Genomic DNA, 18522 nt, shown 5'->3' on the forward strand with positions numbered 1-18522 from the left:
GGGTACTTACTTGCAGGCGCCCGACCAGAAATCAAGCACCAGCTTGACCGTTTCATCAATGCTTAAATTTGACGAATCGACCGTTTTGGCGTCATGCGCCGCAACGAGCGGCGCATTGGCCCGATTGCGATCGCGCTCATCGCGCGCACGCATATCTTCCAACAAGCCCGATAGATTAGCAGAAAACCCCTTTTCCTTCAACTGCTTACAGCGCCTTTCCGCCCGCGCGTTCACATCGGCCACCAAAAATATCTTCAAAGGCGCATCGGGAAACACGACTGTACCCATGTCCCGGCCATCGGCAACCAGGCCCGGGGCCTTGCGGAATGCCCGCTGGCGCTCCAGCAGGGCCTGCCGCAGCGGCGCATAAGCCGCCACCTTGGACGCCAGGTTGCCCACGCTTTCCTGGCGGATCAGGCCCGCCACATCGTGTCCCGAGAGCAACACTTGATCGCCCTGGAAAGCCACATCCAGCTGCGATGCGGCCCGGGCCACGGCCTCTTGGTCGTTGGGATCGACGCCCTGCTGCTGCACGGCCAGCGCCGTCAGGCGATACAAGGCCCCGCTATCGAGCACCAGCCACCCCAGCGCCTGCGCGACCCGGTGCGCAATCGTGCCCTTCCCCGAAGCGGTCGGGCCGTCGATGGTGATCACGGGGACACCTGCCTGCAACGCGCTCATGGCTGCACCAGATCTTGAAAAACGGAAAAATAATCCGGGAAAGTCTTGCTGACGCAAGCGGGATCAAGAATCGTCACCGGCACAGGACCGAAAGAAGCCAGGGAAAAACACATCGCCATGCGATGATCGTCGTAGGTTTCGATACTTGCCGCCAGCCATTCGGATGACTGGACCGGATACACCCTGATCCAATCGGGTCCCGATTCGACCTTTGCGCCCAGTTTTTCCAGCTCGGCATGCATGGCATTGATCCGGTCGGTTTCCTTGACCCGCCAGCTGGCAATGTTGCGCAGGGTGCAGGGGCCGTCGGCGTACAGCGCCATGGCCGCCGCGGTCATGGCGGCATCGGGAATCAGATTGAAATCGCGGTCAAAGGCTTTCAGGCGCTCGCCTTGCGCCACCCTGATCCCGCTGACTTCCAGCGAATCGCTGCGGCGGACCACGGTGGCCCCCATATCTTCAACGACATCGGCAAAGGCCATATCGCCTTGTATGCTATCGGCGCCCGCGCCCTGTATGCGAATGGGCCCGCCGCCTATCGCCCCCAGCGCCATGAAGTACGACGCCGTCGACGCGTCGCCCTCGATGGCCACTTTGCCCGGCGAGCGATACCTAGATCCGGCGGGAATGACGAAACGCCGCCAGCCGTCGCGCTGTACCTGCACCCCAAACTGCGCCATCAGGTTCAGGGTAATCAGGATGTACGGCTTGGAAATCAGGTCGCCATCCACCTCGATGACCAGTTCGGCCGGCTGCTGTGCCGTATGGATGGGCGCCGCCATCAGTAGCGCGGTCAGAAACTGGCTGGAGACCGAACCCTTGATCTTGATGGGCTTGTCCGCCTGTATGCGGCCCCGGCCTATGGCCAGGGGCGGGTAGCCCGGATTGCCCGTGTATTGGATCTGCGCGCCCAGGGCTGTCAGGGCATCGACCAGGTCCCCGATCGGGCGCTCGTGCATGCGGGGCACACCTGAAAGCCGGTAGTCGCCCCCCATGACTGCCAACGCGGCCGTCAGCGGCCTGAACGCTGTGCCCGCGTTGCCCAGAAACAACTCGGCCTGCGGCACAGGGAAGGGACAAGCGCCATGCACGGTCACCGTGCCTGGCGTACCCACGGCATCGACCTGCAATCCGAGCTTGCCCAAGGCATCGAGCATGACGCGCGTGTCGTCCGAATCCAGCAAGCCGTTCAACTCGGTCACGCCGTCGGCCAGCGCCGCCAGCAGCAAGACCCGGTTTGAAATACTTTTGGATCCCGGCAAATTCAATTGTCCGGCCGCCGCCCGGACCGGCGGCAAACATAAACTGGATAGCTCACTCATGATATCCGCTACGGCTCCCCCAAAATCGGCGTGCCAGCGCCGCACGCTCCAGAAAATCCTGCAGCGCCGGGCCATCTGCGTTCTGCAGGGCCTGCTCCGCGCGCTCCAATGCCGCCTTGACCTCTTGCAGTTCGGCGAGCACAGCCGGGCGGTTGGTCAGAAATATATCGCGCCACACCTCGGGCGACCCGGCTGCAATGCGGGTGAAGTCCCTGAAGCCGCTACCGGCCAGCGCCATGCGCAAGTCGGAATCCTGCGCCGTGGCGACCTGCCACATGAACACCGATGACAAAAGATGGGGCACGTGGCTGACCGAGGCCAATGCGGCGTCGTGCACGCCGGGCTCCATGGAGACGACCCGGGCGCCGCAACGCTCCCACATCTGGGTCAGCGCGGCTTTCTGGGCGCTGCTGTTTTCAGCCAACGGCGTCAGCACCACGGTGCGCTGCCGGTACAGGGCGGGATCAGCGGCTTCGGGGCCGGTTTTCTCGGCGCCGGCAATCGGGTGTCCGGGAATGAACTGCCCGATACGCTCGCCCAGCGCCTCGCGCGCGGCCGCCACCACATTGGCCTTCGTGCTCCCCGCATCGGTGATCAACGCCTGGGGACGCAAAAAAGGTTTCAGCTCCGCCAGAATGGACGCCGTGGCGCCGACCGGCGCAGCCAGAAAAATCAGATCGGCTTCTTGGCCCGCGCGCTCCAGCGTAGCGGCCTCATCGATAATGCCCAGCGCGCGCGCCTTGGCCAGCGACGCCGCCTGGCGGCCGACGCCAAGCACCCGGCCGACCGCGCCGGATGCGCGCAGCGCGGCGGCAAACGAGCCGCCGATCAGGCCGACCCCCACAACGGCCAGCACAGGCACCAAAGGCGGCGCCGGCGAGGCAGCGGCGGCATTATCCCCCGTCATGGAGCGTCGAGGATAGCGGCCAAGGCTTGCAGGAAGCGCGTGTTTTCTTCCGGCAGGCCGACCGTGACGCGCAACCAGTCGGGCAGGCCATCGCCCACGACCGGACGGACGATCACGCCGCGCTTGAGCAGTTCCAGATTGATGCGCGCGGCATCGCCGACGCGCACCAGCAGGAAGTTGCCGTAGCTGGGCACAAACTGCAGGCCCAGCCGGGTAAAGCCTTCTGCCAGGGCCTGCTTGCCGCTGTGGTTGAGTTCGTAGACGCGCTGCAGGAAATCAGCGTCGCCCAGCGCGGCAACGGCCGCCGCCTGCGCCAGGCTGTTCACATTGAAAGGCTGGCGGACGCGATTGAGCAAATCCGTCAGCCGGGGCTGCGCCATGGCAAAACCCACGCGCAGGCCAGCCAGCCCGTAGGCCTTGGAAAATGTGCGGGTGACAATCAGATTGGAATACTGCTCGACCCACCGGGCGCTGTCGAATCGCAAGTCCGGCGCAAGATACTCGTTATAGGCTTCGTCCAGCAACACGGTCACCCGGTCGCCATAGCGTTCATGCACCCGGGCCAGAAAGGCGGCAACCTGGGCGGCCGGCAGGAAAGTCCCCGTGGGGTTGTTCGGATTGGCAATGAACACCAGGCGCGTATCGCTGTCGATGGCCGCAAACATGGCGTCCAGATCATGCCCGTAGTCACGCGCCGGCACCACGATATGGCGGGCCCCGCGCGCCTGGGTCGCCAGCTTGTAGACGGCAAAGGCATGCTGCGCGTAGACGCTGGCCGAACCCGGCGCCAGCAAGGCCAGCGAAGCCAGTTCAAGCAGGTCGTTCGAACCATTGCCCAAGGTGATCCATTCGGCAGGCACGCCATAACGCGCGGACAGCGCTGCTTTCAGCTCGAAACCATTGGGATCGGGATAGCGCCCCAAGGATGCGGCGGCGGCCGTCAGGGCGCGCTGGGCCGACTCCGGCATGCCCAGCGGATTTTCGTTGGAAGCCAGCTTCACGATGGAGGCGGGATCAAGCTTGAACTCGCGCGCGAGTTCTTCAATGGGCTTGCCGGCCTGATACGGGGCGATGGACAGCACATAGTCCGGAACAACAGCCGCCAGGGCGGCGGTTTTGAGATCGGGGGTATTCATACAGCCTGTTCCTATTGCCGAGGATAAGAGCCCAACACCTTGAAGAAGGCGACCTGTTTCTTCAGGTCGGCCAAGGCCTGCGCGACCGCAGGCTCATTGCGATGTCCGAGAAGATCAACATAAAAATAGTATTCCCACTGCCCTGTGCGCGCCGGGCGCGACTCAAGGCGCGTCATCGACACACCGTTGGCCGCCAGGGGCGCAAGCATATCGTATACGGCGCCTGCGCGATTGGGAACCGCCAGAATGATGCTGGTCTTGTCGCTGTCGGTCGGCAGGGTTTCGATCGCGCCCACGGCCAGAAAGCGGGTGCGGTTCTGCGGATCGTCCTGTATGCCCGAAGCGACCCTTTGCAGGTCCCATGCCTGCGCCGCCGTATCTCCCGCAATGGCGGCCACGGTCGGGTCCTGCGATGCAATGCGCGCCGCTTCGCCATTGCTGGAGGCCGCGTCGCGGATCAGTTCGGGATGGTGCTGCGTCAGCCAGGCCTGGCACTGGGCCAGCGCCTGCGGGTGGGCCATGACGCGGGTGACGCCATCCAGCGTACCGGACTGCGTCAACAGATTGTGATGAATCTTGATGGACCGCTCGCCCAATACCTTGAGCGGCGAGTTCAGCAGCAGATCGAGTGTCCGGTTCACGGCGCCTTCGGCCGAATTTTCAACCGGCACCATGCCCACATCGGCCTGGCCGGCCTCTACGGCCCGAAAGACCTCATCGAACGAATCGCAGCGCACGCGGGTGACCGCATGGCCAAAATGCTCCAGCGCGGCCTGCTCCGAAAACGAGCCTTGCGGCCCCAGATAGGCCACCGTCAGCACGCTTTCGAGCCCGCGACAGGTGGAAATGATCTGCGTCCATACCGCGTCGATCGCCTGCTCGGTGAACGGCCCCTTGTTGATCGTCTGCAGCCGGCGGATGACCATGGCTTCGCGCTCGGGCTTGAGCACCGGACCGTCAAGGTCGAATTCCTGTTTGACCTTGCCGACATCCTGCGCGGCCTTGGCCCGCTGATTCAGCAAATCAAGGATTTGCTCATCCAGCGCATCGATGCGCTCGCGCAGCGGCAATAGGCGGGCTTGTAAAGAATTATCCATGTCGGCGCTCAAAATCCTGCATGTATGAAATGAGTGATTGAATGGCTTCCAGCGGCACGGCGTTGTAGATGGACGCACGCATGCCGCCCACGCTTTTATGCCCCTTCAATTGCATCAGCCCGGCCGCCTCGGCCTGGCTCAGGAATTCGCTGTTGAGCGATTCGTCGCAAAGGAAAAAAGGCACGTTCATGCGCGAGCGCGATGCGGGATGCACGCGGTTGGCGTAGAACCCGGAGCCGTCCAGATAGGCATAAAGCGCTTGCGCCTTGGCCTGGTTGGCCGCCTCGATAGCCGCCACGCCGCCCTGCCGCTTGAGCCACTTGAACACCAGGCCGGCGATATAAATCGCGTAGGTGGGCGGCGTATTGAACATGGAGTCGGCGGCGGCCACATTGGCATAGTCGAACGCCGTCGGACAAGCCGGCAAGGCATGCCCGACAAGATCCTTGCGGATAATGACCATCGTGACGCCGGCCGGCCCGGCATTCTTCTGGGCGCCGGCATACACCATGGCCGCCTTCGAGAAATCGATGGGGCGCGACAGGAAATGCGACGACGCATCGACCACCAGCGGCACATCGGGGACGCCCAGGGCGGCCATGTCGGGCAAGACGGCCAGTTCCAGCCCGCCTATCGTTTCGTTGGAGCATAAATGCAGGTAGGACGCGTCGGGGCGCACCTTCCAGTCCTGCGCAGCCGGATACCAGGTCCAGGGCGCCTGGCTGGCGCCGTCGATGACGGTATCGGTTTCGCTGCTGGCCGCCACGGCAATGTCGCCGTAGCGCTGGGCTTCTTTATGGGACTTGTTCGACCAGATGCCGGTCAGGATGTAGTCGGCTTTGCCGGCCTGGCCGCGCCCAATCAGATTCAGGGGCACGATGGCGTTCTCGGCCGTTGCCCCGCCCTGCATGAACAGCACTTCGTAATCGTCCGGAACCGCCAGCAGCTCGCGCAAATCCGCCTCGGCTTCATCGCGTATCTGGGTGAACTGCTTGCCGCGATGGCTCATTTCCATGACCGACATGCCGCAGCCGTGCCAATCGGTCATTTCGGCAGCGGCTTGCTGCAACACTTCCAGCGGCAGGGCCGAGGGGCCTGCCGAAAAATTCCAGGGGCGCATTACGATTCTTCCTGTGTGTCGTCAGCGTCCGGGGAGGCATCGGTATCGCCACCACCCTGCTCCGGCCTTGCGTCTTCATCATCGGGCACATTGGCGGCATTGCCGGTTTCGCCCTCGACCAGCACCTCGATATCGTCGTCGGCATCGCTTTCGACCACGCGCCGCACGCCCGACAGCATGCTGTCATCGTCCACGCTGATGAGCGTGACACCTTGGGTGGCGCGCCCCATTTCGCGGATTTCCGACACACGGGTGCGCACCAGGACGCCCCCTGTGGTGATCAGCATGATTTCATCCGAAGGCATGACCAGCACCGCACCGACGACCTTGCCGTTGCGGGCCGAGGTCTGTATGGCAATCATGCCCTTGGTGCCGCGGCCGTGACGCGTGTATTCCATAATGGATGTACGCTTGCCGAAGCCGTTTTCCGTGGCGGTCAGCACGCTTTGCGACTCGTCGCCGGCCACCAGCATGGCGATCACGGTCTGGCCGTCTTCCAGCATCATGCCGCGCACGCCGCGTGCCGTCCGCCCCATGGGCCGGACGTCGTTTTCGTCGAAACGCACAGCCTTGCCGGCATCCGAGAAGAGCATGACATCGTGCTCGCCGTCGGTCAGGTCGGCGCCGATCAGGTAGTCGCCGTCGTCCAGCGCCACGGCAATGATGCCGGCCTTGCGCGGATTCGAGAAATCGGACAAAGGCGTTTTCTTGACGGTCCCGCGCGACGTCGCCATGAACACATAGTGGTCTTCACTGAACTCTTTGACAGGCAGCACCACGGTGATCTTTTCGTCGTCGATCAGCGGGAACATATTGACAATGGGACGCCCGCGCGAATTGCGCGAACCTTGCGGAACTTCCCACACCTTGAGCCAGTAAACGCGGCCGCGGTCGGAGAAGCACAAGAGATAATCATGCGTATTCGCAATGAACAACTGGTCGATCCAGTCGTTTTCTTTCATGGCGGTGGCCTGCTTGCCGCGTCCGCCGCGCTTCTGGGCGCGGTACTCGGACAAGGGCTGGCTCTTGATGTAGCCCGTTTGCGACAACGTCACCACCATGTCCATCGGCGTGATCAAGTCTTCGGTGTCGAGCTCGGTGGCGTTGTGCTCGATATCGGAACGGCGTGTGTCTTTGGCGCCGGTGGAAAATTCGGCCTTGATGGCAATGAGCTCGTCGCTGATGATGGCCGTGATGCGCTCGGGACGCGCCAGGATATCGAGCAGGTCGGCAATCGTTGCCATGATGTCTTTGTATTCGCCAACAATCTTGTCCTGCTCGAGGCCGGTCAGGCGTTGCAGGCGCATGTTCAGGATTTCCTGGGCCTGGGTGTCGCTCAGGCGATACAGGCCGTCGTCCTGCAGGCCGAAGACCTCTGGCAGGGTATCAGGCCGGTAAGCCGCCCGCCCGCCCGGCGTATTACCTTCGTCGGCGCGCGCCAGCATCTCGCGGACCAGCGAGGAATCCCATGAGCGCGCCATGAGCTCCTGGCGCGCCACCGGCGGCGTGGGCGCCGCCTTGATGATGGCGATGAAGTCGTCGATATTGGCCAGGGCCACCGCCAGGCCTTCCAGCACATGGCCGCGCTCGCGCGCCTTGCGCAATTGGAATACCGTGCGCCGCGTGACCACTTCGCGGCGGTGGAACAAAAAGTACTCGACGATCTGCTTCAAGTTCAGCAAACGTGGCTGGCCGTCGACCAGCGCCACCATGTTCATGCCGAAAGTATCTTGAAGCTGTGTGTTTTTGTACAGGTTGTTCAGGATGACTTCCGGCACCTCGCCGCGCTTGAGTTCGATCACCAGGCGCATGCCGTCCTTGTCCGACTCGTCGCGGATATCGGAGATGCCTTCGATCCGTTTCTCATTCACGAGCTCGGCAATCTTTTCCTGCAGGGTCTTCTTGTTGACCTGATAAGGAATGGCATCGACGATGATCGCCTGCCGATTGCCCTTTTCCATGTCCTCGAAGTGGGTTTTGGCGCGCATGATGACGCGGCCGCGCCCGGTCCGATAGCCTTCGCGCACCCCCGACATGCCATAGATGATCCCGCCGGTGGGAAAGTCGGGCGCGGGAATGAGTTCGATCAGCTCGTCGACCGAGCATTCGGGATTGCGCAGGCAATACAGGCAGCCCTCGATGACTTCGGCCAGATTATGGGGCGGAATATTGGTCGCCATGCCCACGGCAATGCCCGAACTGCCGTTGACCAGCAGATTGGGCAGGCGCGAAGGCAGAAGCAGCGGCTCTTGCTCGCTGCCATCGTAGTTGGGACCGAAGTCGACCGTTTCCTGGTCGATATCGGCCAGGAGCTCGTGCGCGATCTTGGCCAAGCGGATTTCCGTGTATCGCATGGCCGCCGCGCTGTCGCCGTCGACCGAGCCGAAGTTGCCCTGCCCGTCGACCAGCATGTAACGCAGGGAGAAATCTTGCGCCATGCGCACAATCGTGTCGTAAACGGCGGAGTCGCCATGCGGGTGATACTTACCGATCACATCGCCGACGATACGCGCCGATTTCTTGTAGGCCCGGTTCCAGTCATTGTTGAGTTCGTGCATGGCGAACAGTACGCGCCGGTGCACGGGTTTGAGGCCATCTCGAACATCCGGTAAGGCGCGCCCCACGATTACGCTCATGGCATAGTCGAGGTAGCTGCGGCGCATTTCCTCTTCCAACGAAATTGGAAGGGTCTCCTTGGCAAAGGAATCCATAGAGTGTCTTAAACGTGAAAGTCGTGAAATCGGGCCGGTAACGGGCGAATAGGAAATTCTAGCACTTCCACCAGCCAGGCCGGGTCAGGCCAACCGGAAGGCATTCAAACGCCCATCCACCCGATCGCGAGCCCGCCGTTTCCCTCGAACTCTTCACAAAGCACTTTAAGCCTGCGGGCTTGTTGCCTAAAACCAACAATAATGAGAGAGATAGGGTAGAAATCCTAATATCTGGCCCATATGCATCACTCAAGCTTAACGAACCCACCAGAAATGCCGTAAGATTCGCCCTAACACGCATGAAACCCAGCGCAATACTTTGATTAAGTCATGGCGTTGCTATACTGGCTCCGTTTTCTTGATATGCGGCGGGGGTTCGCTGCGGTCACTTACCAGCATTAAGCTCAACGAGGAGAAATATGAACAAACCCTCCAAAATCGCACTAGCACTCGCCATTGCAGCCGCTACGGCTTCTGGCGCAGTATCTGCGCAAACTGTCGACAACTGGCGCAATCCATTTGGTGACGTTTGGATGAACGGCACCAACGAATTGTGCTGGCGCGACAACTTCTGGACTCCCGCCACCGGCATCCCCGGTTGCGACGGCGTACCTGTTGCTCAAGCCGAAGCTCCTGTCGTGGCTCCTACCGCCACTAAAGTTGTGCTCAATGCCGACACGTTCTTCGATTTCGACAAATCCACGTTGAAACCCGAAGGCCGTCAAGTGCTTGATCAAGTCGCCGCGCAAGCCGACACGATCACGCTTGAAACCCTGATTGCTACTGGTCACACCGACTCCATCGGTACTGAAGAGTACAACCAAGGCTTGTCGCAACGTCGCGCCAACTCGGTCAAAGAATACTTGGTCGGCAAAGGCATCGCCGCTGATCGCATCTACGCCGAAGGCAAGGGCGAAACGAGTCCTGTTGCTTCCAACAGCACCCGCGAAGGCCGCGCACAAAACCGTCGCGTAGAAATCGAAATCGTGGGTACACGCAAGTAATAGCACTGCGTAATACTTACAGCGTTAAACGCTACAATAAGGGCTCCGCATTGCGGGGCCCTTATTTTTTTTCCGGACAGGCCATGAACACAACCGCCTCTACTGCCCACACCCGTAGCCACAACGTTGACCAGGCCGAAATCGACAAGTTCGCCGCGCTGGCCTCGCGCTGGTGGGACCCTGAAAGCGAATTCAAGCCGCTGCACGCCATCAACCCCTTGCGGCTGGGCTGGATCACCGACCACGCAGGCTCTCTTGCCGGAAAGACCATCCTCGATGTGGGCTGCGGCGGGGGCATACTGGCCGAAAGCATGGCCCAGGCCGGGGCCCAGGTCACCGGCATCGACCTGGCCCAGCAATCGCTCACCGTCGCCCGGCTGCACGGCCTGGAATCGGGCGTTTCAGTCGACTACCAGGCGATCAGCGCCGAAGACATGGCCAGCCAGCAGGCAGGCCGGTTCGATATCGTCACCTGCATGGAAATGCTGGAACACGTGCCTGACCCCGCCTCGGTGGTGCGCGCCTGCGCCACCTTGGCCAAGCCCGGCGGCTGGGTGTTCTTCTCGACCCTGAACCGCAACCCGAAATCCTTCCTGTTCGCCATCGTCGGCGCCGAATACGTGCTGCGCATGCTGCCCAAAGGCACGCACAGCTACGAGAACTTCATCAAACCCAGCGAGCTGGCGGCAGCCGCGCGGCAGGCGGGTTTGTCGGCCACGCAGCTTGCCGGCATGGAATACAACCCCATTACCGACCACTACAAGCTCAGCCAAGACACGTCGGTCAACTACCTGATGGCAACACGCCGCGAGGCCTGATTTCTTATGCGCAAACTGGTTTTATTCGACTTCGACGGTACGCTGGCCGATACCGCCCCCGACCTGGCCGCCGCCGCCAACAAGCAACGCGTCCGGCGCGGCCTGCCGCCCCTGCCCTACGAAGCGCTCAGGCCGTTTGCGTCGCACGGCGCGCGCGGGCTGCTGCGGGCCGGGCTCGACCTGAGCCCCGAGCATCCCGACTACGAGGCCTGTCGCCAACAATTCCTGGAAGACTACGAACAGGACATGACCACGCTCACCACCCTGTTTCCAGGCGTGAAAGAGCTATTGTCCACGCTCAAGAACAACGATTACGCCTGGGGCATCGTCACCAATAAAATGGAATACCTGGCCGTCCCCCTGGTCGTGCACCTGGGGCTGTACACAGAATGCGCCGTAACGGTGGGCGGCGATACCACCAGCCACGCGAAACCGCACCCTGCTCCTTTGCTCCACGCAGCCAGGCAAACGGGGTTCGAGCCGTCCCAGTGCATCTACGTGGGCGACGACCAACGCGACATCATCGCCGGCAAAGCGGCCGGCATGGCCACCGTGGTTGCCGCCTATGGGTATTGCGGGCAGGAAACCGCGGTGCATGCCTGGGAAGCGGACGCCATCGCGGAAACCCCGCAAGACATCTGGCCCGCCATTCAAGACTGGGCAAACCGCTGATCGCCGCTTCTTATGTTGACTACACAGCCAGCCGGGGAAGCGCCGCCACGCTAAGGCCGGCAATGCTGCGCGCCGCCGCGGCGGCGGGCAACGCCGCCACAGATCCGCCGCCCCCGGCGTCCAGCTTGAACACACTGATCGACGTCGTCAGGTTGGTGGCCTGATCCTGCAGACTGCCGGTCGCCGAAGCGGCCTCTTCGACCAGGGCCGCATTCTGGCGCGTGACTTGGTCCATTTGCAGAATGGCCTGATTGACCTGCTCGATGCCTATGCTCTGCTCATGGCTGGCCGTGGATATTTCACCCACGATATCCGCCACCCGCTTGACGCTGGTCACGACTTCCTGGATCGTGACGCCCGCTTCGCCGACCCGCTTGCTGCCCGCTTCCACCTTCTCGACCGCATCGACAATCAAGGTCTTGATTTCCTTTGCCGCGGTTGCGCTGCGCTGCGCCAGGGTACGCACCTCGCTGGCCACGACGGCAAAGCCCTTGCCCTGCTCGCCGGCGCGAGCCGCTTCGACCGCCGCGTTCAAGGCCAGGATATTGGTCTGAAAGGCAATGCTGTCTATCACCGCGATGATATCGACGATCTTGCCGGCCGAATCGTTGATCGATTCCATCGTGGTCACCACATCGCTGGCGGCTTGTCCGCCTTTTTCTGCGATTTCCGAGGTCGAGACCACCAGTTGATTGGCTTGCCGGGCGTTATCGGCCGTCTGCTTGACCGTGTTCGTCAACTGCTCCATGGCGGAGGCGGTTTCGGTCAAGGAGCTGGATTGCTCCTCGGTGCGCGAAGACAAATCCAGATTGCCGGCGGCAATCTGGCCTGACGCATTGGCGATGCTGTAGGCCCCATCGCGGACATTGCCGACCAGCCTGAGGAGATTGCCGTTCATCTCGGCCAGCGCCTGCAACAGTTGACCTGTTTCATCGGAAGTGCGTACGTCGATGGTGGAGGTCAGATCGCCGCTGGCGATACTGCGCGACACCTGGACAGCGCGCCGCAGCGGCCCCGTGATGCCTTTGGTCAGGCGCCACGCAAACAATATGCCTGCCACGACCGCTATCGACAGCAGGCCCGCAATAAGCTGTTGGCTGAACGCGTTCGATGCCGCGATACTGGCCGAGGTGTCGTCCATGAACTTGCGTTGCGACTCGACAAGCTGTTCGACAGAGCTCTGATACCGCTGGGCGCCGGGAATGAACTCATTTTCAAAGATGCGATTCGCCTCGGCGGCGTTGCCCGCCACCTTCTGCCGGGTCATGGCATCGCGCGTGCTCAGATAGACCTGGCGCTGCTCCATGATCGTCTGGTAAAGCGCTTTTTCCGATTCGGACACCAGCAATGGGACGATTTTCTCCTGCAGGGCGGTCGACGCATTGGTCGCTGCGGCGGTCTCCTTGGCAAAGTACGGCCCCAGAGCGGGGTCTGTACTCTTGGCAATGGCAATGGTCCGATTGATGCCGTTGGTCATGTTGCGGTACCAATCACCGATCATGCGCTCCTTGGCCATCGGCACATCCATCATCCGCTGATTGGCCGCCTGCAGGGTGCGCAGTTGCCAGACACCCAGACACCCTATCAGCACGGCCAAAGCCAAAATGACACCAAAACCGAGCGCTAGCCGGTTTCCAATACGCATGTTTTTGAAAAAACTCATTCACTTTCCAATTCTTCGATTCGCTAAGGGAAAACCCCAGTTCCGAACCTTTAACGGCGGACCAGCGGCAGTCTTTAGCTCCCCGCAGGAAAACCGTCAAATCCAGCGCCGGGTACGTGAATTGCTGAAGCCAGATCAACTCATGCATCGGGGGATCGCCATGGCTTGGCAAATGCTATTTGGAGAACGTGCGACAACCAAGATCGCCGCAATATTCGATACCGAATCGGCAGCGGCATCCGCCGCGGCCACCCTTCACGCCGAAACGGGCATGCAAGCGACGCATTTGCGGCTGATCAAACCCCACGAAAAGGATTATTCCAAGAAACTGGAGCCGGAAACCCGGGGCGTGGCCAGAACAGCGGTCCGGGCGCATCTGGGCCTGGGTGCAGCGGGCGCCCTGGCAGGCCTGATTGCCTGGAGCCTGGTCTATGCAAGCGGTTTGCCCGCCGTTGCGTCCTCGCCCAAGACAAGTTTCATCGCCTTCCTCTTCTTTGCCGCCATCGCCGGCTTGCTGCTGGGCGGATTGATTACCGCGCGGCCCGATCACCAGATCGTCATCCAGCGCGTCGAGCGTGCGACCCAGGAAGGCCAATGGTCGCTGATCGTGCACCCTCGCACCCCGAAGCAATGCGATGCCGTTCTGGCAATACTGGAGCGCCTGGGCCCGGAGATCGTACGAAGCATCTAGCGCCGGGCCCCGCCGCTTGCCCGACAATCAAAAGCCCTCCCTCAGGTAGCCGGCCAACAACTTCCCGCCTTTAAAACCTATACTATGGGGCAAAAAAAGGGGGCTTCCTGTGATTCCTGGTTCGCGCATACTGCGGCTATTGTGGCCGGCATTGCTGTGCTTTGTATCGGTACTTGTGTATGTTCTGCATGCCTACCTGTTTCAGCACTACCTGCCCGGGTCGGATCCGAAGGCCATTGCACAGCTCAGCGCCGTGGCGGCGTTTTATTCGTTCGCCTGGCTGCTTGCCCGCGTTGCCGGCGCCGCACTGACCAGGAAAGTAAGAAAGAAACGTAAAACACCGAAGCTGCTGCGCGAACTGATCGCCGCAACCTTGTTCACCATTGCCACCGTCGCGGCAATCGGCTTGTTTCTGGGGCAATCGGCCGGCGGCATTCTTGCCAGCTCCGGCTTGATCATCGCCATTCTCGGTTTCGCCATCCGCAACGTTCTGGCGGATGTGCTGTCGGGCATTGCCATCGGGGTCGAAGCGCCCTATCGCATCGGCGACTGGGTCGAATTCGATCCGGCCACGCTGGGGCGCGTCATCGAAATCGGCTGGCGCACCACGCGCATACTGACGCCCAACGACACCTATATGATTTTGCCCAACAGCCAGATATCGCGGCAGATGCTGACCAACTACAGCGCCCCCCGCAAACAGTACCAGGCCGAGCTCGAAATCATCCTGAGCCATGACATCTCGATTCTGGACGGCAAACAGCTGTTGTTTGACGCGGCCTTTTCCTGCTCGCCCAAAGACGTCCTGACCGCGGCGCAAAAGCCTGTTGTCCGCGCCATCGCCTACGCCGCCGAGGGCGTCACCTACATGATCAAGTACTGGGTACCGCATTTTGCCGACGATGTCGATTGCCGCGATGCCATCCTGATGGCGATCGATGACGCGATCCGCGAGCGGGGGCTGACGCCTCCGGTCAGCCGTCCGAAGCGCATGGAAGCGAAACCCGCCGATCCGCCCCTGGACTGAACCCCCCGCGGGTATGCTGCTTGCTGGAGGCCTGCGACCACTGCGGAGGACATCATGGCAGCAAGCAGCAGCAAACGCGCCCTGTGGAAGGGGGCCATCTCATTCGGACTGGTGCATATTCCCATTGCTTTGCATTCGGCCACCACCAGCCAGGGCGTGGACTTCGACTGGCTGGACAAGCGCAGCATGGATCCGGTGGGGTACAAACGCATCAACAAGGCGACCGGTAAGGAAATCAGCCAGGACAACATCGTCAAAGGCGTGAAATACAGCGAGGGGGAATACGTTGTGCTTTCTGCCGAAGAACTTGCAACCGCCTACCCCAAGTCCACGCAAACCATAGAGATCGAAGCGTTCGTCGCCATCGACGCTATTCCCTTCATATACCTTGACCGCCCCTATTACACCTCGCCGATAGGCAAAGGCGACAAGGTCTACGCGCTATTGCGCGAGGTATTGCACAAGTCGGGCAAAGTCGGCATTGCCAAGGTCGTCATACAGACCAAGCAGCACCTGGCCATCCTCATGGCCTGCGGCCCGGCCCTTATCCTGAATCTGCTGCACTGGGACGACGAAATCCGCGCTTGGGATGAGCTGAATCTGCCGCCTCAAGGCGTCAAGGCCGCCGGCCTGACCGAAAAGGAAATGAAGATGGGCGCGCAACTGATCGAAGACATGAGCGCCCCTTGGCAGCCTCACACATTCGTCGATTCCTTCAAAGAGCAGATTCTGGCGTTGGTGAAGGAAAAGGTCGAGGCCGGTGAAACAGAGACGGTCGGCGAACCTGAGCCGCATGAAACAGAAGGGGCCGGCGCCAAGATACTGGATTTGACCGAAATGCTGCAACGCAGCCTGGGCAAAGGCCGCGCCACCAATGAGCGGAAACCCGCCAAGCCGGCACGCAAAACGGGCGGCAAAGCCGCCAACAAGGCAAGCGCCAAAACACCCAGGAAAGCCGCGGCACGGAAAACAGCAAAGACCGGTAGCGCCAGCACGAAGGCAGCCGGTAAATCGTCCGCCAAATCCCGCAGCCGCAAGGCAGCATGACCTGATATGGCCCGTGTCGATCCGCTCAAGCAATACAAGGCCAAACGTGATTTTTCCGTTACGGCCGAACCGGCGCAAGGCGGCGCACCGAGCGGCAATGCGCCCGTCTTCGTCATACAGAAACACTGGGCGCGCAATCTGCATTACGACTTCCGGCTGGAACTGGATGGCGTCCTGAAAAGCTGGGCCGTCCCCAAAGGCCCAAGCGTGGACCCCGCTCATAAGCGCATGGCCGTCCATGTCGAGGACCACCCCCTGTCTTATCAGGCGTTCGAAGGACAGATTCCAGAAGGCGAATACGGCGCCGGCAAAGTCATTATCTGGGACCGGGGCACCTGGACTGCCGAGCAGGACCCGCGCAAAGCCTACAAGGCGGGCAAGCTGAGCTTTACCTTGCACGGCCAGAAGCTTGGAGGCAGGTGGGCGCTGGTTCGAATGCGCGGAAATACCGAAAAAGCCGCGCCGTGGCTCCTGATCAAAGAGAAAGACGAATTCGCCAGGCCCGAGGCCGCATTCAGTGTCGTGGATGAGCTGCCTGACAGCGTCGGGCCAGCCAAAGAGCAGAAGCCCAGGCACAACAGCGCAAAGCAGCGTCCGGCAAAGCGCCCGCGTGTGCCCGCAACATCTGGCGGCGAATCATTCCAGGCGCCCCGGACAACGCTGCCGGCCGCCTTGAGTCCGCAGTTGGCCACGTTAGCCGATGCACCGTCCGGCGAGCCGCAGGACTGGATCTATGAGGTCAAGTTCGACGGCTATCGTTTGCTTGCCCGTGTCGATCGCCGCAAGATACAGCTTGTGACCCGCAATGGCCACGACTGGACCCATCGTATGCCCCATCTGGCGAAAGCGCTTCAATCAATGAAGCTGCCGGCAGGATGGTATGACGGCGAAATCGTCGTGATGAATGACCGGGGCTTGCCGGATTTCCAGGCGTTGCAGAATGCTTTCGACAGCGCGCAGACGAGCCGTATCCGCTACTACTTGTTCGACGTCCCCTATCTTGGCGGCATGGACTTGCGCGGCCTGCCGCTTATACAGCGCCGCGCCATGCTTGAACAGCTATTGCTGGGCGCCGCAACAGGTGAAGACTGTCCAATACACTTTAGCGCCGCCTTTGACGTACCCTTGCGCGACATCAAGACCAGTGCGTGCAAGATGGGCCTGGAAGGCATTATTGCCAAGCGCAAGGATGCGCATTACTCATCCAGGCGTTCGGCAACATGGCTCAAACTCAAGTGCGGCCACCGGCAAGAGTTCGTCATCGGGGGCTACACCGAACCGCAGGGCTCACGCAAAGGCATCGGAGCCCTGCTGCTGGGCATACACGATGCGCACGGCACGCTGCGCTACGCGGGTAAAGTCGGAACGGGGTTCAGCACACGAAGCCTGCAGGATATTTTCCAGCGCCTGCAAGCCCTGCATTCGGACAAGAGTCCCTTCGTTGAAGACACCCCAGCCGAAAAAAAGGCGCATTGGGTTCAACCCACGCTGCTAGCCGAAGTGTCGTTCGCGCAGTGGACAAGCAGTGGCCGCATACGCCACGCCGTGTTTCATGGCCTGCGCAACGACAAACCCGCCCAAGCTATTACAAGGGAGACCAATATGTCTGCGACCAAATCGAAATCGGGGTCGACATCGACCGCAAAGAAGACGACCGCGGCAAAGAACGGCCAGGCTCGGCGTGGCGATGCCGTCAAGCAGGCAAGCACCGCCACGAAATCCCGCTTGGGACAGCTCAAGGTCACGCACCCTGAACGGATCATCGACGCCTCGACGGACACCAGCAAGATCGATGTGGTCCGTTACTACGCCCAGATTGCGCCGCTGATGATGCCACACATGAAGGGCCGCCCTGTCTCGATAGTGCGCGCACCCGAAGGGGTACAGGGCCAAATATTTTTCCAGAAACACCTGGAAACCCTCAAGATAACCGGCGTGCGCGCGCTGCCGGCCAAGCTCGACCCCGAGCATGAGCCCTTGCTGGAAGTCGCCACGGAACAGGGCCTGGCGTCAGCCGCGCAAATGAATGTGCTGGAGTTCCACACTTGGAATGCAACGAAGACGCTGATTGGCAAGCCCGACCGGATGACCTTCGATCTGGACCCAGGCAAAGGGGTCGACTGGGCAGCCATGCAGGAAGCGGCATTGCTGCTTCGCACATTCTTGCAGGAGCTGAAACTGGCGTCCTTCGTCAAGACAAGCGGCGGCAAGGGACTGCATGTGGTTGTTCCATTGAAGCGGCGGCACGATTGGGACACCGTCAAAGCGTGCTCGCAGGCTGTGGTGCAGCACTTGGCCAAGACCTTTCCCAGGCGGTTTGCAGCGAAAAGCGGGCCGCGCAATCGCGTGGGCAAGATATTCATCGATTATTTGCGCAATGGCTGGGGCGCCACAACCGTATCGGCATGGTCCTTGCGGGCGCGTCCCGGCATGGGCATATCGGTGCCTGTGGGCTGGGATGAGGTCGAAAAACTGGCCAGCGCCACGCAATGGCATATAGGCAATATCCACCAGCGGCTGGATCTTGGGAACGAGCCATGGAAGGACTATGCGGACTCGGCCGCGACACTGACGCAAGCGATGAAACTGCTGAAATCCAGCCAGGATTAAAATACGGCCGTTCCGT

Annotated in this window: 15 protein-coding genes; 7 read left to right on the forward strand and 8 right to left on the reverse strand. The window is 61.3% G+C overall.

Going from position 1 to position 18522, the window contains the following annotated elements; all coding sequences use genetic code 11:
* Positions 1-6 precede the first annotated feature (6 nt).
* Genes cmk through gyrA form a run of 7 tightly spaced genes read right to left on the reverse strand, consistent with a single transcriptional unit; the run spans position 7 to position 8974 of the window.
* Entirely contained in the window at positions 7-681 is a 675-nt protein-coding gene (gene cmk, locus RE432_RS16090; RefSeq protein ID WP_310934533.1) for a (d)CMP kinase, read from the reverse strand.
* Positions 678-2003, reverse strand: a complete 1326-nt coding sequence (gene aroA / locus RE432_RS16095) for a 3-phosphoshikimate 1-carboxyvinyltransferase (protein ID WP_310934534.1) — start codon at positions 2001-2003, stop codon at positions 678-680. The genes cmk and aroA overlap by 4 nt, the downstream gene beginning before the upstream one ends.
* A complete protein-coding gene (locus RE432_RS16100) occupies positions 1996-2910 on the reverse strand; it encodes a prephenate dehydrogenase/arogenate dehydrogenase family protein (RefSeq protein ID WP_310934535.1) in 915 nt (304 codons plus the stop codon). Before RE432_RS16100 ends, aroA begins: the two co-directional genes overlap by 8 nt.
* Positions 2907-4046: a histidinol-phosphate transaminase gene (hisC, locus tag RE432_RS16105; protein WP_310934536.1), complete on the reverse strand. Its 1140-nt coding sequence runs from the start codon at positions 4044-4046 to the stop codon at positions 2907-2909. The genes RE432_RS16100 and hisC overlap by 4 nt, the downstream gene beginning before the upstream one ends.
* Before the next feature lie 11 nt (positions 4047-4057).
* The gene (gene pheA, locus RE432_RS16110) at positions 4058-5143 is read right to left on the reverse strand and encodes a prephenate dehydratase (protein ID WP_310934537.1); all 1086 of its coding nucleotides are present in this window, start codon (positions 5141-5143) and stop codon (positions 4058-4060) included.
* A complete protein-coding gene (gene serC / locus RE432_RS16115) occupies positions 5136-6269 on the reverse strand; it encodes a 3-phosphoserine/phosphohydroxythreonine transaminase (protein WP_310935202.1) in 1134 nt (377 codons plus the stop codon). The genes pheA and serC overlap by 8 nt, the downstream gene beginning before the upstream one ends.
* Entirely contained in the window at positions 6263-8974 is a 2712-nt protein-coding gene (gyrA, locus tag RE432_RS16120) for a DNA gyrase subunit A (RefSeq protein WP_310934538.1), read from the reverse strand. The genes serC and gyrA overlap by 7 nt, the downstream gene beginning before the upstream one ends.
* Positions 8975-9393: 419 nt before the next feature.
* On the opposite strand from gyrA, the gene ompA reads away from it, so the two are divergent.
* From ompA to gph, 3 genes are all read left to right on the forward strand, one after another.
* Positions 9394-9978, forward strand: a complete 585-nt coding sequence (gene ompA / locus RE432_RS16125) for an outer membrane protein OmpA (protein WP_310934539.1) — start codon at positions 9394-9396, stop codon at positions 9976-9978.
* Between the two features lie 83 nt (positions 9979-10061).
* Positions 10062-10796 carry a bifunctional 2-polyprenyl-6-hydroxyphenol methylase/3-demethylubiquinol 3-O-methyltransferase UbiG gene (ubiG, locus tag RE432_RS16130; protein WP_310934540.1) on the forward strand — a complete coding sequence of 245 codons (735 nt, stop codon included), beginning with the start codon at positions 10062-10064 and terminating at the stop codon, positions 10794-10796.
* 6 nt (positions 10797-10802) lie between these two features.
* A complete protein-coding gene (gene gph, locus RE432_RS16135; RefSeq protein ID WP_310934541.1) occupies positions 10803-11468 on the forward strand; it encodes a phosphoglycolate phosphatase in 666 nt (221 codons plus the stop codon).
* Positions 11469-11487: 19 nt separating this feature from the next.
* Here the strand turns inward: gph and RE432_RS16140 are convergent, their stop codons facing one another.
* Positions 11488-13131 (reverse strand): methyl-accepting chemotaxis protein, encoded by a 1644-nt coding sequence (locus RE432_RS16140; protein WP_310934542.1) that lies wholly within the window; start codon positions 13129-13131, stop codon positions 11488-11490.
* A 172-nt stretch (positions 13132-13303) separates the two neighbouring features.
* Here RE432_RS16140 and RE432_RS16145 point away from each other — a divergent pair, with 172 nt between their 5' ends.
* From RE432_RS16145 to ligD, 4 genes are all read left to right on the forward strand, one after another.
* Positions 13304-13822 carry a hypothetical protein gene (locus tag RE432_RS16145; RefSeq protein WP_310934543.1) on the forward strand — a complete coding sequence of 173 codons (519 nt, stop codon included), beginning with the start codon at positions 13304-13306 and terminating at the stop codon, positions 13820-13822.
* A 109-nt stretch (positions 13823-13931) separates the two neighbouring features.
* Positions 13932-14849 (forward strand): mechanosensitive ion channel domain-containing protein, encoded by a 918-nt coding sequence (locus RE432_RS16150; protein ID WP_310934544.1) that lies wholly within the window; start codon positions 13932-13934, stop codon positions 14847-14849.
* A 54-nt stretch (positions 14850-14903) separates the two neighbouring features.
* Complete coding sequence (locus RE432_RS16155; protein WP_310934545.1) at positions 14904-15896, forward strand: Ku protein; 993 nt, start codon at positions 14904-14906, stop codon at positions 15894-15896.
* 6 nt (positions 15897-15902) lie between these two features.
* Complete coding sequence (ligD, locus tag RE432_RS16160; RefSeq protein ID WP_310934546.1) at positions 15903-18506, forward strand: DNA ligase D; 2604 nt, start codon at positions 15903-15905, stop codon at positions 18504-18506.
* Positions 18507-18522: the final 16 nt, after the last annotated feature.

The sequence above is a fragment of the Pusillimonas sp. SM2304 genome, from assembly GCF_031628915.1.
Classification (GTDB): Bacteria; Pseudomonadota; Gammaproteobacteria; order Burkholderiales; family Burkholderiaceae_B; genus Pusillimonas_C.

Bases quoted from the DNA above. Each gene is read 5' to 3' on its own strand.
- aroA (WP_310934534.1), bottom strand. From the start codon at position 2,003: ATGAGTGAGCTATCCAGTTTATGTTTGCCGCCGGTCCGGGCGGCGGCC.
- RE432_RS16145 (WP_310934543.1), top strand. From the start codon at position 13,304: ATGCTATTTGGAGAACGTGCGACAACCAAGATCGCCGCAATATTCGAT.
- RE432_RS16100 (WP_310934535.1), bottom strand. From the start codon at position 2,910: ATGACGGGGGATAATGCCGCCGCTGCCTCGCCGGCGCCGCCTTTGGTG.
- ligD (WP_310934546.1), top strand. From the start codon at position 15,903: ATGGCCCGTGTCGATCCGCTCAAGCAATACAAGGCCAAACGTGATTTT.
- cmk (WP_310934533.1), bottom strand. From the start codon at position 681: ATGAGCGCGTTGCAGGCAGGTGTCCCCGTGATCACCATCGACGGCCCG.
- RE432_RS16140 (WP_310934542.1), bottom strand. From the start codon at position 13,131: ATGAGTTTTTTCAAAAACATGCGTATTGGAAACCGGCTAGCGCTCGGT.
- gph (WP_310934541.1), top strand. From the start codon at position 10,803: ATGCGCAAACTGGTTTTATTCGACTTCGACGGTACGCTGGCCGATACC.
- ubiG (WP_310934540.1), top strand. From the start codon at position 10,062: ATGAACACAACCGCCTCTACTGCCCACACCCGTAGCCACAACGTTGAC.
- gyrA (WP_310934538.1), bottom strand. From the start codon at position 8,974: ATGGATTCCTTTGCCAAGGAGACCCTTCCAATTTCGTTGGAAGAGGAA.
- RE432_RS16155 (WP_310934545.1), top strand. From the start codon at position 14,904: ATGGCAGCAAGCAGCAGCAAACGCGCCCTGTGGAAGGGGGCCATCTCA.
- hisC (WP_310934536.1), bottom strand. From the start codon at position 4,046: ATGAATACCCCCGATCTCAAAACCGCCGCCCTGGCGGCTGTTGTTCCG.
- ompA (WP_310934539.1), top strand. From the start codon at position 9,394: ATGAACAAACCCTCCAAAATCGCACTAGCACTCGCCATTGCAGCCGCT.
- pheA (WP_310934537.1), bottom strand. From the start codon at position 5,143: ATGGATAATTCTTTACAAGCCCGCCTATTGCCGCTGCGCGAGCGCATC.